Origin of the sequence: Staphylococcus saprophyticus subsp. saprophyticus ATCC 15305 = NCTC 7292, from assembly GCF_000010125.1 — a bacterium.
In the GTDB taxonomy this organism is placed as follows: domain Bacteria; phylum Bacillota; class Bacilli; order Staphylococcales; family Staphylococcaceae; genus Staphylococcus; species Staphylococcus saprophyticus.
Genome location: NC_007350.1, coordinates 1,579,252 through 1,593,528, shown reverse-complemented (window position 1 = coordinate 1,593,528; position 14,277 = coordinate 1,579,252). Strand labels below are relative to the sequence as shown.

12 protein-coding genes and 1 riboswitch are annotated in these 14,277 nt (G+C 32.6%); of the genes, 9 read left to right on the top strand and 3 right to left on the bottom strand.

Annotated features, from left to right (window positions below):
• Positions 1-18 precede the first annotated feature (18 nt).
• Positions 19-771, bottom strand: a complete 753-nt coding sequence (locus tag SSP_RS07750; RefSeq protein ID WP_011303277.1) for a 3-oxoacyl-ACP reductase — start codon at positions 769-771, stop codon at positions 19-21.
• A gap of 106 nt (positions 772-877) precedes the next feature.
• A riboswitch (TPP riboswitch) is annotated at positions 878-976 on the bottom strand.
• Between the two features lie 213 nt (positions 977-1,189).
• On the opposite strand from SSP_RS07750, the gene rpsP reads away from it, so the two are divergent.
• The 4 genes from rpsP (at position 1,190) to rplS (ending at position 3,379) form a co-directional block, all read left to right on the top strand.
• Positions 1,190-1,456 carry a 30S ribosomal protein S16 gene (gene rpsP, locus SSP_RS07745; RefSeq protein ID WP_002483484.1) on the top strand — a complete coding sequence of 89 codons (267 nt, stop codon included), beginning with the start codon at positions 1,190-1,192 and terminating at the stop codon, positions 1,454-1,456.
• Between the two features lie 225 nt (positions 1,457-1,681).
• Positions 1,682-2,188, top strand: coding sequence for a ribosome maturation factor RimM (gene rimM, locus SSP_RS07740; RefSeq protein WP_002483483.1), 507 nt, complete (start codon positions 1,682-1,684; stop codon positions 2,186-2,188).
• Positions 2,188-2,925 carry a tRNA (guanosine(37)-N1)-methyltransferase TrmD gene (trmD, locus tag SSP_RS07735; protein WP_002483482.1) on the top strand — a complete coding sequence of 246 codons (738 nt, stop codon included), beginning with the start codon at positions 2,188-2,190 and terminating at the stop codon, positions 2,923-2,925. Before rimM ends, trmD begins: the two co-directional genes overlap by 1 nt.
• 103 nt (positions 2,926-3,028) lie before the next feature.
• Entirely contained in the window at positions 3,029-3,379 is a 351-nt protein-coding gene (gene rplS / locus SSP_RS07730; protein ID WP_011303276.1) for a 50S ribosomal protein L19, read from the top strand.
• Positions 3,380-3,517: 138 nt separating this feature from the next.
• On the opposite strand, the gene SSP_RS07725 is transcribed toward rplS, so the two are convergent.
• Together SSP_RS07725 and SSP_RS07720 are read right to left on the bottom strand one after the other, a co-directional pair.
• A complete protein-coding gene (locus SSP_RS07725) occupies positions 3,518-6,139 on the bottom strand; it encodes a YfhO family protein (protein WP_011303275.1) in 2,622 nt (873 codons plus the stop codon).
• A gap of 42 nt (positions 6,140-6,181) precedes the next feature.
• A complete protein-coding gene (locus SSP_RS07720; RefSeq protein WP_011303274.1) occupies positions 6,182-8,761 on the bottom strand; it encodes a YfhO family protein in 2,580 nt (859 codons plus the stop codon).
• Positions 8,762-9,127: 366 nt separating this feature from the next.
• On the opposite strand from SSP_RS07720, the gene ylqF reads away from it, so the two are divergent.
• The 5 genes from ylqF to dprA all read left to right on the top strand — a co-directional run bounded on the left by ylqF (position 9,128) and on the right by dprA (position 14,148).
• A complete protein-coding gene (gene ylqF / locus SSP_RS07715; RefSeq protein WP_011303273.1) occupies positions 9,128-9,988 on the top strand; it encodes a ribosome biogenesis GTPase YlqF in 861 nt (286 codons plus the stop codon).
• Between the two features lie 6 nt (positions 9,989-9,994).
• The gene (locus tag SSP_RS07710; protein ID WP_011303272.1) at positions 9,995-10,765 is read left to right on the top strand and encodes a ribonuclease HII; all 771 of its coding nucleotides are present in this window, start codon (positions 9,995-9,997) and stop codon (positions 10,763-10,765) included.
• A 107-nt stretch (positions 10,766-10,872) separates the two neighbouring features.
• Positions 10,873-12,039, top strand: a complete 1,167-nt coding sequence (gene sucC / locus SSP_RS07705; RefSeq protein ID WP_011303271.1) for an ADP-forming succinate--CoA ligase subunit beta — start codon at positions 10,873-10,875, stop codon at positions 12,037-12,039.
• A 21-nt stretch (positions 12,040-12,060) separates the two neighbouring features.
• Positions 12,061-12,966, top strand: coding sequence for a succinate--CoA ligase subunit alpha (gene sucD / locus SSP_RS07700; RefSeq protein WP_011303270.1), 906 nt, complete (start codon positions 12,061-12,063; stop codon positions 12,964-12,966).
• Between the two features lie 306 nt (positions 12,967-13,272).
• On the top strand, positions 13,273-14,148 hold the full coding sequence (gene dprA, locus SSP_RS07695) for a DNA-processing protein DprA (protein ID WP_011303269.1): 876 nt from the start codon (positions 13,273-13,275) through the stop codon (positions 14,146-14,148).
• Positions 14,149-14,277 lie beyond the last annotated feature (129 nt).

Below are 14,277 nucleotides of genomic sequence, written 5' to 3'. Positions count from 1 at the left end.
ATGACTCAGTCCTCCTTATTAGTTCATTGTTAAGCCACCGTCGACTGTAAAATTTTGACCTGTGATGCCATTTGCTTCATCTGATACGAGATATGCAACCATATTAGCAACATCTTGTGGTGCGGTTACCTTTTTTATTGGAGTGGTTTGAGCAATTAAATCGAATACTTCAGTAGTGGTACTTGCACTTGCATCCGTTGTCTTTAATAAGCCGCCAGAAACGACATTAGATGTGATACCATATTGACCTAATTCTGCAGCTAAATTGCGTGAAAAACCAATCAAACCAGCTTTAGCTGTTGTATATTCATGATAAGGGACGACAGGATTTTGAAATAAATTTGTACCAATTGAAATGATATGGCCATTTTGTCTTTCGATGAATTGAGGTATAACACTTTGACACAAATTAAAAGCAGCTTTCAATGTACCATCAATTTGTTGTTGATAATCCTCCCATGTAAGGTCAACAAATGCTTGTTGTTGAACAGGGTCAAATTTAAAGCCAACAAGTGCATTATTGACTATAGCATCTATGTGACCAAAATATTGCGTAGCTTTCTCAACTAACGCGTCTATTTCATTGCGTTTTGTAACATCTGCTTGGATAGCGATTGATTGATGAGTTCCAATTTCATCTACAAGTTGTTGTGCAGCTTGTCTGCTGTTGTGATAGTTTATGACAACGTTATGTCCTTGTTGCGCTAATGTGTTCACGATTGTCGCACCTAATCCTCGACTGCTACCAGTTACAATTACAGTTTTTTTCATTTTATACACTCCTTATTTTCTATAAAAAAATACACAACGCTCCTGAAAGAAGGTTGTGTATAATGAATATCGACATATGTATCAAAGTACTTCAAAATATTGAAATATGCTAGACTTCACACTTTCCTCCGCTAGTTTAAACTAGATCAGGTTCAAAGGGTTTGAGTCAGACTCATCTCAGTTAGAAACACCCCTAGTGCATTTGTTATGTAATTTAAGTTAAATGTATATTTTTTAGTGAATTATGTCAAGTTAAGGGTGATTAAGGAGATGTGACTTCCCAAGAATTAAAGTAGAAAAAGAATTTTGCGTAATAATGAAATTGGTAAAGAAGAAACTCTTTACAAATTATTGAATTACTGTTATTATTATTTCTTGTAGAAAATAAAAACTATGAAAACAAAAGGAGCGAATATAAATGGCAGTTAAATTACGTTTAACACGTTTAGGTTCAAAAAGAAATCCATTCTATCGTATCGTAGCAGCTGATGCTCGTGCACCACGTGACGGTCGTAATATCGAACAAATCGGTACTTACAACCCAAACAATGTGAATGCAGCTGAAGTTAAAATCGACGAAGAATTAGCACTTAAATGGTTAAAAAATGGTGCGAAACCAACTGATACAGTTCATAATATCTTATCAAGAGAAGGCATCTTGAAGAAATTTGACGATCAAAAATAGGATTTCGACAAATAAACAAATATATGATTTGTAAGGGTACCTTGAAGGGTACTCTTTTTTTATAGACATTATCGATAATAATATAAGCAAGTTGATATTTTAAAAATGTCATTACATGAATATTGTATTTGTGTCACTGCGTATAACTTCACATGTTATAATAATAAGACAAATCATAGCATACATAATCAATTTTAATAGATAAATAATAGTGGAGGCACGTATATGAAGGTAGAGATAGGTAAAATTGTTAATACACATGGTATTAAAGGAGAAATAAAAGTAAAATCAAATTCAGATTTTACAGAAACACGCTTTCAGCCTGGGGAGCTTGTAATTATTGAACGTAAAAATAAAGAGCCATTAGAATTCACAATTGCTTCTTATCGTATGCATAAAGGTCTTCATATGTTGACATTTGAAGGCATTAATAATATTAATGATATTGAATATTTAAAAGGTGAAACCATTATGCAAGAACGAGATCATGAAGAAATAGAACTCGGTGAACATGAATTTTATTATTCAGATATCATTGGTTGCACTGTATTTGATGACGATGATACACCAATTGGACGCGTTACAGAAATTTTCGAAACAGGCGCAAATGACGTGTGGGTAGTTAAAGGTGACAAAGAGTACTTGATTCCATATATCGCTGATGTTGTTAAGGATATTGATGTAGAGGGTAGACGTATTCAAATTACACCAATGGAAGGATTGTTGGATTAATGAAGATTGATTTTCTAACTTTATTTCCAGAAATGTTTAATGGTGTTTTAAACCAATCCATTTTAAAGCGTGCACAAGATAAAAATATGTTAACAGTCAATACAGTTGATTTTAGACATTTTGCAGAAAATAAACATAATCAAGTGGATGATTATCCTTTTGGTGGTGGTCAAGGCATGGTATTAAAGCCTGAACCCATTTTTAATGCAATGGAAAGTATTGAAAAAACAGATGACACAAGAGTGATTTTAATGTGTCCGCAAGGCAAACCATTTACACAAGCGATAGCAAATGAACTAAGCCAATCAGAACATGTAGTGTTTATTTGTGGTCATTACGAAGGCTATGACGAAAGAATACGTGAACACTTAGTTACAGACGAGATTTCTATGGGAGACTATGTATTAACGGGAGGCGAATTACCTGCAATGGTGATGACAGACGCCATAGTGAGATTATTACCAGGTGTTTTAGGTAACCAACAATCTCATGAAGATGATTCATTCCAAGATGGCTTATTAGAATTCCCACAATATACAAGACCACGAGAATATAAAGGGATGAGTGTACCGGATGTATTACTTTCAGGTAATCATGCTCATATTGATCGATGGCGACATGAACAAAAAATTCTACGTACATTTGTAAAACGACCAGATTTATTAGAACGGTATCCAATGACAGTTGAAGAAAAAGATATTGTAGAAAGATACAAAAAGCAATTGAAAAAAGACTAGCAATGTGCTAACATATTTTAAGTGTGCGACACACGAAAAATCACTATGATCCGCTGCTATATTTTGTCGAGGCAAGAACATAGGTTGAAGGAGAGAAAAAATAATGAGTAATCACAAATTAATCGAAGCAGTAACTCAATCGCAATTACGCACAGATTTACCTTCATTCCGTCCAGGTGACACTTTAAAAGTGCACGTACGTATTATTGAAGGTACACGTGAACGTATCCAAGTATTCGAAGGTGTAGTAATCAAACGCCGTGGTGGAGGTATTTCAGAAACTTTCACTGTTCGTAAGATTTCTTCAGGTGTAGGTGTGGAACGTACTTTCCCATTACACACACCAAAAATCGAAAAAATCGAAGTTTCACGTCGTGGTAAAGTTCGTCGTGCTAAATTATACTACCTACGTGAATTACGTGGTAAAGCTGCTAGAATTAAAGAAATTCGTTAATCAGCATATTAAGCATATAAAAAGCGGTTCTCATTATGAGAATCGCTTTTTTATTTAAATATATAGCTCACGACGATTAGTAAATGGCAAAGTCGTGGGCTTTTAATATGACCAAATAGGGACTAAAAAAATATGTCCTTAAATTTCTCTTTTTGAAGATTTTGAAATGCGCTTTGTAAAAATAATACTTGAGATGATACCTATCACCGTCAAAATAATTAATGTTTTATGGTAAGGTGGTGCATATTTGAGTTTGATTATTTCTTGTCCTTTATCAACAGGAATGACAGTCATTATACCATTACCTTGCTTTACAGTGACTTTTTTATCTCCTTCATAGGCTTGCATCCCATCTCTATACGCCATTGGCAAGACTAAGTAGCCTGCATCATTTTTATGCTTATGAATCGTATAGCCATTACGTTGTTGTGTGACTTTAACAGCGTCTAATGAACTAGATGCATGGCGCAAGGTATGATAATCTTCGCCATATATGCCTTTAACATTCACTCTATACTTACCTTTAGACAATTTAAGATTAAGTTTTTCGTTTGCTTTAACCCTCATTGTGACTGGTGTTACAAAACGTCTATATTTATAAGATAACTCATTACGATGTTGATTGTATTCGTTAATACCAACGTCATGTTCCTTATCTGGAGAAAGTAATTCAACATCCATTTCAACGTACATATCTTTATATTTATTAGCAATAGACGAAGGCAATTGGTAACTTATACCACCATTGTCTTTTTCTATAATCAGTTGATGATTATCTAATCTGTGTGCATCTTTTAGTGTTGCAGAAGCATCGGATAATAAGTTTTTATTCGGCTTGAACGATTGATTGGCTTCTGTATTATTGTCAAAAACGACACCTTGTAGCATGGCTTGTTCTTTATCTAAGGGTGATTTTAAATCATTCGCATTATAAACCTTATCTGTAATGTGTGCACTTGGATAATGGATTTGATTAACTGAATGTATAAATGATTCTTTTTTAGAATGATGAACTATATCTTTCTGTGTAAATCCATAGGGCATATTTAAATCATCAGGCCGACGAATACGGTCCTCTACATGCCATAAAGCCATTAAGTTGGCGCGATTAGATAATAAACGATACGTGCTGTTTTTATCTGTATGCATATTGATTTGTAGTGTTTTATCATAATATTTTAAAATATCGCCATCGAAAATACTTGAATATAAAGCAATGCCATTAAAATGGTAAATCATTGGTGAATTTAATCCATATTGAGACATATAATCGATACGATGTAATGGATCATCTTGCTGGTGGTTTATTGCATTTATTTTTTTGGCTAAAGCTGGGCTATGATAATCAGAGTCCTGTATGGCTTGTTTTGTAGATTCATATCTTTTCACATTATTATAGTAATCATTAGATAATATGAATGCTTGTTGAATTACAAATAAAACTATTATGGATACCTTAAACCAATGATTTTGTAATAAGTTTTTCTTAAATAATAATAAAGCGATAAATACCATAAGTATGAAACAAATAATCATCCATGACATTTTTTGATCTGTAACGATAATATTCATGACTAGCATGATGATACATACTGGAATGCAGGTTAAGATATAGGCTTTCAGAGTTAATTCCGATAGGTGCTGGATAAATAGGGCGATTAAGCCAGCAGACATGATTGCAAATATGTATACCCATCTACGTTCTGGAGTTGAAAATCCATTGAACATGCTATCGAAATGTGGTGTAAGTGACCCAATCAACATGATCCACGTAGCAATTGCAAATAATCTATAATAATAATGTTTGTATAGTTTAAAAGATAATAAAGCGACCACAGTTATTATAGACACTGTAATATAAAAACCATTTGTGAAAAAATGCTTTTGACGTGCGAAATCAGTGAACAGTGGAATTTTAAAATATGGGTTACTAACTCGATCGTTATTGAAAAATGAAGTAACGCCCGTATAAAAGCCCCAGATGCCTATTAAAGTACTTAAAATAACTGCAATAGGAATCAAAATAAGTTGTTGTTTCCGAGAAACCAAATCAGTTGGATGTGGAAAGATAAACCTATAAGCGACGTATGCTAGGAGGACAATCGCTTCGTAATAACTAAAATAAAAATTTGAAAATAAGGTTAGTGCAATGGCGAATATGAATAAACCAATTTTCTTTTCTTTATAAAATCGTTCAACACCTAGTAATGATAAAGGAAGGAAAATAAGTAAATCACCGTAATACGACCAAGTGAAATTAAAATAAATCACAGTCGTTGATGAAGCATAAAGCATTGCAGCAAGCAACGTAGCATAATTTTTAAATTTTAAATATCTAAAAAAGTAAAATGAAATGACAAACGTGACAACACCTTTGACAAAAGCAACAATAATTTGATTGCTTGCCCAATAACTTATTTGGTTAGGATGACTATTAAATAAAATCTCTGAAAACCAAACAAAAATGAAGTTAATCCATGTTAAAGGTGAGGTCGAATAATAATATGATAAGTCTTTAACATAATCGCCACCTAGCCCAAATGAGTGATCATAAAATAGTTTGAATTGGCTAAAGTGTTCATAAAGGTACATTTGAAAGGGCATCATTTGCCTAAAACCGTCACCTGATCCACTAAATACATTACCTTGCGTTATATATCGATAGATGTACGGTGTAAATGTTAATAGTGCAACTAAAATGCCCATTGCTATAATACAAAATAATCTTGAAACTTTGTGAGACCAAAGTTTACGAAACATGGTTATACCTCATCTCCGACAAACTCCTTTTAAATTATGAATTTATTTGTTTTTATATCTCTTTCTCATAAACCATGATAGCGATCCTATAATGAAAATAATTGAAATAGCAGTAACCGTATACCAATATTTTGGACGATATTTGATTATGATTTCTTTGCTATCTTTTGAAACTGGCACGCCAGTCATCATATAATTCACATTTAATGGTTTAATTTTTTTGTTGTCGACATATGCAGTCATGCCTTCACGATACGGTATATTAATCGTAGCGATTCCTTTTTCGTGAGGACCTAACTTAACCTTCACGCCATTTTTAATATCTGTATAATGTCCATCGTTATTTTGCTTTGCATATGCTGATTTTAAATGATTGTAGTTTTCACCATGCAAACTTTGAATATCTAGATAGTAATTACCTGTTGGGCTTAGCCCAACATTTATATTACCATTTTTATCAGGTTGTGTTCTATAAAGTTGTGTATCCACACCTGTTCGATAAGTCGAATTGTTGTACAAGCGGTTATTTGTATAGTTATTTATTTGGACTGAAAAATTACTATCTGGTAGACCACGTTTGACTTTAATCGTTAAATAAAAGTCATGATAACGTTGTCTTAAATGTTTAGGTATATGAATTTGTACATGGCTATCGTTTTTAGAAGCATGTATTTGATGATTGCGTTTGTTATCTATATCTTTGTACGTGATACGAGTTTGATTTAATAAATTTGGTGCCTTTGCCGTATAAGATGCACCTTTATTATTTAAAATAACGCCATCCATCATTGCATGTTCTTTATCAATAGGGTTATGTAAATCATTTGAATTATACTTTTTATTAGAAACACGTACAGATGGTAAATTTAAAGTGTTTTCATAAATTTCATATTGACCATCGTTTTTAATCTTTTTGAAGTATGCAGGAATATTATGTTGATAGCGCTTGACCATTAGATATTTAATAGAAAATAAACTGCTCATATTTTGACGCCCATTGGTTGATTGATATCTACTCACTGATTCTTCTTGCATATTGATTTTTAGCTCATCATAGTAAAAATCTAATATGTGATGATCAAATATACTAGAATAGATACTTAGTCCTTTAAATTGTTGATACATCGGCGTATTGTCTTGTTCATTGACACGCCAATCTATGCGCTCATCTTCAAGTTTATGTGTATTCATATCTTTAACTAATTGCTGTTGTAATGGTGTGTTAAAAAGGCTTGCATTCACAAAATAAGCATTAGCACGTTTGACATGGTCTTCAAAATAAATTTGATTTCGTATAAATACAGTAGAAACTAAGACTGTTAAAATCATTATTGATAAAACAAATAAATGTGTAAGTTTAAGTTTGATATGAGATTCATTGATTAATAGAATTAAAAAGCCAATTAAACTCACTATGGGTGCGAACCAAACCCATGCTACAACATCATCATAATACCATGCACTTAAGCCAATAATACTTAATGAGATAACGGATGAAAAAATATAGTTTGGTATAGAAATTGTCCGAAAATATTTTACATATAAGCCAATTAAAACTGCAGAATTAAATGCTATTAAATAATGCCAACGTTTTTGTGGCGCTGAAAAGCCATTAAATATCTGATCGATAAAAGGAACAAAACTAGCACAAATTAATATAAGCGTAGAAATTGCAAATAATTTGAAATAATAATGTTTGTATAATTTGAATGATAATAACGCCTGACCAGTGATAAATAATATTACGATTAAATAATTATCATAAAAAACATTGGTATTTTGATTGAATGGCTCAAATAAATCTACATTGCCGTCAAAAGGTGTGCGTCTATTATTAAAGAAACTTTGAATTGCTGGGAAAAAGAATGGAAGACTACATCCTAATCCAATAACTGATGCAATAAATAAAGACATGAAAGACTTGAACCTAGGAATGATATCAGCTTGATGTCTAAACACTAGTCTGATAGTTAAATAAATTAATCCAGTTAATAATTGATAATATGCAAAATAAAAATTATTGATTAATGTAATGGCTACTATAATGATAAAGAAACCAATCTTCCCACTTTTTAAAAAACGTTCGATTGACCACAATAACAACGGTAACCAAATAAAAACATCACTGAAAAATGGCCAATATACTGTGAACCTGAAATAGATTGGTGAAATTACAAAAATGAACGCAGCTAGAACGGCAATTTTTTTATTTAAAGCTATATAACGGACATATAGATAAGTCGCAAGCATTGCAATCGCAGATTTAAAAATAGAAACAATGAGTGCATTGGTCATCCAAAACATAATATGAGTAGTATCCAGTGTTATAAACGTCTTTAATAAAACAATTACAATCACATTTATGATAAAAATAATATTTGTGGAGAAGTAATAGCTTAAGTCACTAAAAAAATCACCACCGAGTCCAAAATCTGAAGCATAAAAGAAATTACCATGATGCCAGTTATCAAATAGATACATTTGAATCGGCACCATTTGTTCCATACCATCATTAGGACCCGTGAATAAAACACCATCATGAATAAATCTATATATGATGTAACTATGGCCAACGACTGCCAATGTTACGAATAAACAAAGATATAATAATTTTTGTTTCATAGGCAATCTCCTATTTATTTGTTTAATATAATTCTATTGTATCTACATTTTTAGTATTTAGATAAAAATAACTATTATTATTTAGAAAAATTTTAATTTTGAATGCTAGGTTTTTAATTTTTACAAAGAAAGGTTAGAAATTCAAGTTATTGTTTAATGAATCATTGGTATTGTAAATAAAAATGAAAATATCATGCACTTGCTGTTTTTTTGTTGTAAAATTAAGAATGAACAGTGATTATCTAATTAATTTGTTTATAACACATGCACCAACGTGTTATGATGCTAAAGCAAACTAAACGGTATGAACGAATAAAATAATAAACAAAATTGATAAAAGTCATAAGTAATAGAAGGGTGAGATATATGGTAATTCAGTGGTATCCAGGTCATATGGCCAAAGCAAAAAGAGAAGTTTCAGAGCAATTAAAAAAAGTAGATGTTGTATTTGAACTTGTAGATGCGCGCATACCTTATAGTTCTAGAAATCCAATGATTGATGAGGTTATACAACAAAAGCCTAGAGTCGTTATTTTAAATAAAAAAGATATGGCGAATTTAAAAGAATTAGAGAAATGGGAATCATATTTTAAAGAAAAAGGCTTTTATCCAGTTGCAATTGATGCGAAGCATGGTAAAGGTCTAAAACAAGTTGAACAAACTGCTATCAAAGCAACCAAAGAAAAATTTGAAAAAGAAAAACAAAAAGGATTAACACCACGTGCGATTAGAGCAATGATAGTAGGGATACCCAATGTAGGTAAATCAACATTGATTAATAAATTAGCTAATAAATCAATTGCAAAAACGGGTAACACGCCTGGTGTTACAAAGCAACAACAGTGGATTAAAGTAGGTCAATCGCTACAATTATTAGACACACCAGGTATATTATGGCCAAAATTTGAGGATCAATTGGTTGGAAAAAAATTAAGTGTTACGGGTGCAATCAAAGATAGTATTGTTCACTTAGATGAAGTGGCAATCTATGCGTTAGACTTTATGAAAGCACATGATTATGACGGTTTAATACAGCACTATAAAATAGATGTTTCAAAAGAAGCAGAAAATATAGAGTGGTTTGATGCGATAGGCCGTAGAAGAGGATTGTTAAGACGAGGTAATGAAATTGATTACGAAGCGGTCATAGATTTAATTATACACGAAGTGAGAAACGCTAAAATCGGTACGTATACATTTGATATTATTTCCGAAATGGACGTGTAATGGATTATGAGCGAAACGATAAAGGACATTAAAAGTAAGTTACAGCATATGCTGTCAATAAGTGAATTAGAGCGAAGTGAATATAATAATGATGCACGCAAAGGTGTGCAAAATGCAATGATACAAAGACGTAAACAATTAGAAAAAGAACAAGTGTTATTAGATAATTATGTGAAAATGACGGAATTTGAAAATAGCATCTTAGCAGAAAATCCAGACGCGCTTATTTGTGGTATAGATGAGGTGGGGCGTGGTCCATTAGCAGGTCCAGTTGTTACATGTGCAGTTATTTTAAATAAAAATCATCATTTCACAGGGTTAAATGATTCTAAAAAACTTTCAGCAAAACAAAGGCATTCAATCGAAAGTAAATTACTGAATGATGTGTATGCTTATGCATATGGATATGCTTCGGTGGAAGAAATAGATGAAATAAATATTTATGAGGCAACGAAATTAGCAATGCACAGAGCGATTGAAGGATTGAGAATTAAACCAACACATCTACTTGTAGATGCTATGACATTGGATATTGATATACCGCAAACATCTTTAATTAAAGGTGACGCTAAAAGTGTTTCGATAGCTGCTGCTAGTGTCTTAGCTAAAGAACACAGAGATCAATATATGCGAGATTTAGGTAGAAAATACCCAGGTTATAGTTTTGAAAACAATGTTGGATATGGTACGCAACAACATTTAGATGGAATTAAAAAATATGGCATTTTAAATGAACATCGAAAAACATTTGAACCAATTAAATCTTTGGTAAATTAATAGTTAAAATAAAATAATTGGATTAAGTAGGATAAATGAGTTTACAATAGCGCTTTCATTTCTTATAATTGAATATGAACTTAACCTAAGAAACAGGAGGATGGAGAATGAATATCCACGAGTATCAAGGTAAAGCAATATTTCGTTCTATGGGCGTTGCTGTCCCAGAAGGACGCGTAGCATATACTGCTGAAGAAGCAGTAGAAAAAGCAAAAGAATTAGATTCAAAAGTTTACGTGGTTAAAGCACAGATTCACGCAGGGGGCAGAGGGAAAGCAGGCGGTGTTAAAATCGCTAAATCTCTTTCTGAAGTTGAAACTTATGCTAAAGAATTATTAGGTAAAACACTTGTTACACATCAAACTGGTCCAGAAGGTAAAGAAATTAAACGCCTTTACATAGAAGAGGGCTGCGATATTCAAAAAGAATATTATGTTGGTTTTGTCATCGATCGTGCGACAGATAGAGTTACTTTGATGGCTTCAGAAGAAGGCGGTACTGAAATTGAAGAGGTTGCTGCTAAAACACCTGAAAAAATATTCAAAGAAACAATTGATCCTGTTGTAGGATTAGCACCATATCAAGCTAGAAGAATTGCTTTTAACATTAATATTCCTAAAGAATCTATAAATAAAGCAGCTAAATTTTTAGTATCACTTTATAATGTTTTCATCGAAAAAGATTGCTCAATCGTTGAAATCAACCCACTTGTTACTACGGGTGAGGGTGAAGTTTTAGCATTAGATGCTAAAGTTAATTTTGATGATAACGCATTATTTAAACATAAAGATATTCAAGAATTACGTGATTTAGAAGAAGAAGATCCAAAAGAAATCGAAGCTTCTAAATACGATTTATCATATATCGCTTTAGATGGTGATATTGGTTGTATGGTTAACGGCGCTGGTTTAGCAATGGCAACTATGGATACAATCAATCACTTCGGCGGTAATCCGGCTAACTTCCTTGACGTAGGGGGCGGCGCAACTAAAGAAAAAGTTACTGAAGCATTTAAAATTATCTTAGGTGATGAAAATGTAAAAGGTATCTTTGTAAATATCTTTGGTGGCATTATGAAATGTGACATTATCGCTGAAGGTATTGTTGCTGCAGTTAAAGAAGTCGAGCTTACTTTACCACTTGTCGTACGTTTAGAAGGTACAAATGTTGAAAGAGGTAAAGAAATTCTTAAAGAATCTGGATTAGCAATTGAACCAGCAGCTACAATGGCTGAAGGCGCACAAAAAATCGTAAAACTTGTTAAAGAAGCATAAGGAAAGGATGGGAGCACGAAGATGAGCGTATTTATTGATAAAAATACAAAAGTAATTGTACAAGGTATCACAGGGTCAACTGCCCTTTTCCATACAAAACAAATGCTTGAATATGGTACACAAATTGTTGCTGGGGTAACTCCAGGTAAAGGCGGACAGGTTGTTGAAGGCGTTCCAGTATTCAATACAGTTGAAGAAGCACAAAAAGAAACAGGTGCAACAGTATCAGTTATTTATGTACCAGCACCATTTGCTGCTGATGCAATTTTAGAATGTATCGAAGCTGAACTAGATTTAGCGATTTGTATCACAGAACATATTCCTGTAATTGATATGGTTAAAGTAAAACGTTATTCAGAAGGTAAGAAAACACGTATAGTAGGACCTAACTGTCCAGGTGTCATTACTGCTGATGAATGTAAAATTGGTATCATGCCAGGATACATCCATAAAAAAGGTCATGTAGGCGTTGTATCACGCTCTGGTACATTAACATATGAAGCGGTACATCAATTAACTGAAGAAGGTATCGGTCAAACGACTGCGGTTGGTATTGGTGGCGACCCAGTTAATGGTACAAACTTTATAGATGTATTAAAAGCATTTAATGAAGATGATGAAACTAAGGCTGTCGTTATGATTGGTGAAATCGGGGGTACTGCAGAAGAAGAAGCTGCTGAATGGATTAAAGCTAATATGACGAAACCTGTTGTAGGCTTCGTAGGCGGTCAAACAGCTCCTCCTGGTAAACGTATGGGCCATGCTGGTGCGATTATCTCAGGTGGTAAAGGAACTGCAGAAGAGAAAATTAAAACACTTAACAGTTGTGGTGTAAAAACAGCAGACACACCTTCTGAAATTGGTACAACTTTAATTGATGCAGCTAAAGAAGCTGGCATCTATGAACAATTATTGACTGTAAAATAATTTTATTTATTAAAAGTCAGCGCAAATTCCGATAGTATGTCGGAGTTTGTGCTTTTTTAGGTTGTATGAGCTGATATTAAAATAAAAAAATGCATTTGATAAAGTATTTTATATAGTAGAAATGCGACCGCTAAATTAAAGATAAATACAATTAATATCTCCAATTGAAACATCAGATGTTGTCAATTTAGGAATTTAAAATTACTCTTTAAAATCATATGACTTATTACGATCATTTGACAAAATTTTGTAATACGCAGCATATATATTTTATCGTATAATATGAGATATAAAGGAGTATGATAAATGAACGATTTAGACCTTTTAAAGCTTCGATTTGCTGGACTATCTACACAACAAATACATCGATTATTAAGATTTTCTCCCTCTTTTATGAAATATAGTAAGGTAGATAAACAATACATACTCAAACAATTTTTGGGAACAGTAAAAATAACTGCAAAAAATGAAAATGTATACCGATTATATGTGACAACTAATTTAGAAGTACTATTCAAACAATTAAAAGCATGGAAAGTTCATTTCATAACAATTAATCACCGTTTATATCCACAGTTATTGCGAGAAATTTATGATCCACCCCTAATCCTATTTTATCGCGGTAAGCTCACTTTAATGCAATCTCCTCGTACCCTAGCTATTATTGGATCTAGACAAGCGACACAATATACATGGCAATCACTTCAAACATTTTTTCCTTCATTTAAAAAACATCATTTGACGATAATATCAGGGCTTGCAAAAGGTGCAGATATGATGGCGCATCAACATGCTTTGTTATTTAAGTTACCTACAATTGCGGTATTAGGATTTGGACATATGCATCATTATCCGAAAGAAACTAAAGAGATAAGACAGCAAATTGAAAAAGATGGAATAGTTATAAGTGAATATCTCCCTCTCGAAAAGCCCAAAAGATACCATTTCCCAGAAAGGAATAGATTGATTAGTGGACTTTCTAAAGGTATCTTTATCACAGAATCTGCAGAAAATAGTGGTACAAGTATCACGACGCGATTTGCATTAGAACAAAATAGAGATGTGTATGTCTTACCTGGTACAATATTTAATAAAATGACATTAGGCAATTTGCGTAGTGCTCAAGAAGGGGCGAAAATTGTATTGAATGCGGATGATATATTAGAAGATTTTATTATATGAAAAGTAAATAGCACACAACTTTAAAACAGATTTTATTTAACGCTTTTTTTAATAATATATGAAAAAATACTGCTGATTGATAAAGTTTGGGATGAAATAACGGTATAAATTTAATCAAGTCAAAATTAA

Coding starts and splice junctions, on each gene's coding strand:
- SSP_RS07720 (WP_011303274.1), bottom strand. CDS start 8,761: ATGAAACAAAAATTATTATATCTTTGTTTATTCGTAACATTGGCAGTC.
- trmD (WP_002483482.1), top strand. CDS start 2,188: ATGAAGATTGATTTTCTAACTTTATTTCCAGAAATGTTTAATGGTGTT.
- SSP_RS07750 (WP_011303277.1), bottom strand. CDS start 771: ATGAAAAAAACTGTAATTGTAACTGGTAGCAGTCGAGGATTAGGTGCG.
- SSP_RS07710 (WP_011303272.1), top strand. CDS start 9,995: ATGAGCGAAACGATAAAGGACATTAAAAGTAAGTTACAGCATATGCTG.
- sucC (WP_011303271.1), top strand. CDS start 10,873: ATGAATATCCACGAGTATCAAGGTAAAGCAATATTTCGTTCTATGGGC.
- rplS (WP_011303276.1), top strand. CDS start 3,029: ATGAGTAATCACAAATTAATCGAAGCAGTAACTCAATCGCAATTACGC.
- rpsP (WP_002483484.1), top strand. CDS start 1,190: ATGGCAGTTAAATTACGTTTAACACGTTTAGGTTCAAAAAGAAATCCA.
- rimM (WP_002483483.1), top strand. CDS start 1,682: ATGAAGGTAGAGATAGGTAAAATTGTTAATACACATGGTATTAAAGGA.
- dprA (WP_011303269.1), top strand. CDS start 13,273: ATGAACGATTTAGACCTTTTAAAGCTTCGATTTGCTGGACTATCTACA.
- ylqF (WP_011303273.1), top strand. CDS start 9,128: ATGGTAATTCAGTGGTATCCAGGTCATATGGCCAAAGCAAAAAGAGAA.
- sucD (WP_011303270.1), top strand. CDS start 12,061: ATGAGCGTATTTATTGATAAAAATACAAAAGTAATTGTACAAGGTATC.
- SSP_RS07725 (WP_011303275.1), bottom strand. CDS start 6,139: ATGTTTCGTAAACTTTGGTCTCACAAAGTTTCAAGATTATTTTGTATT.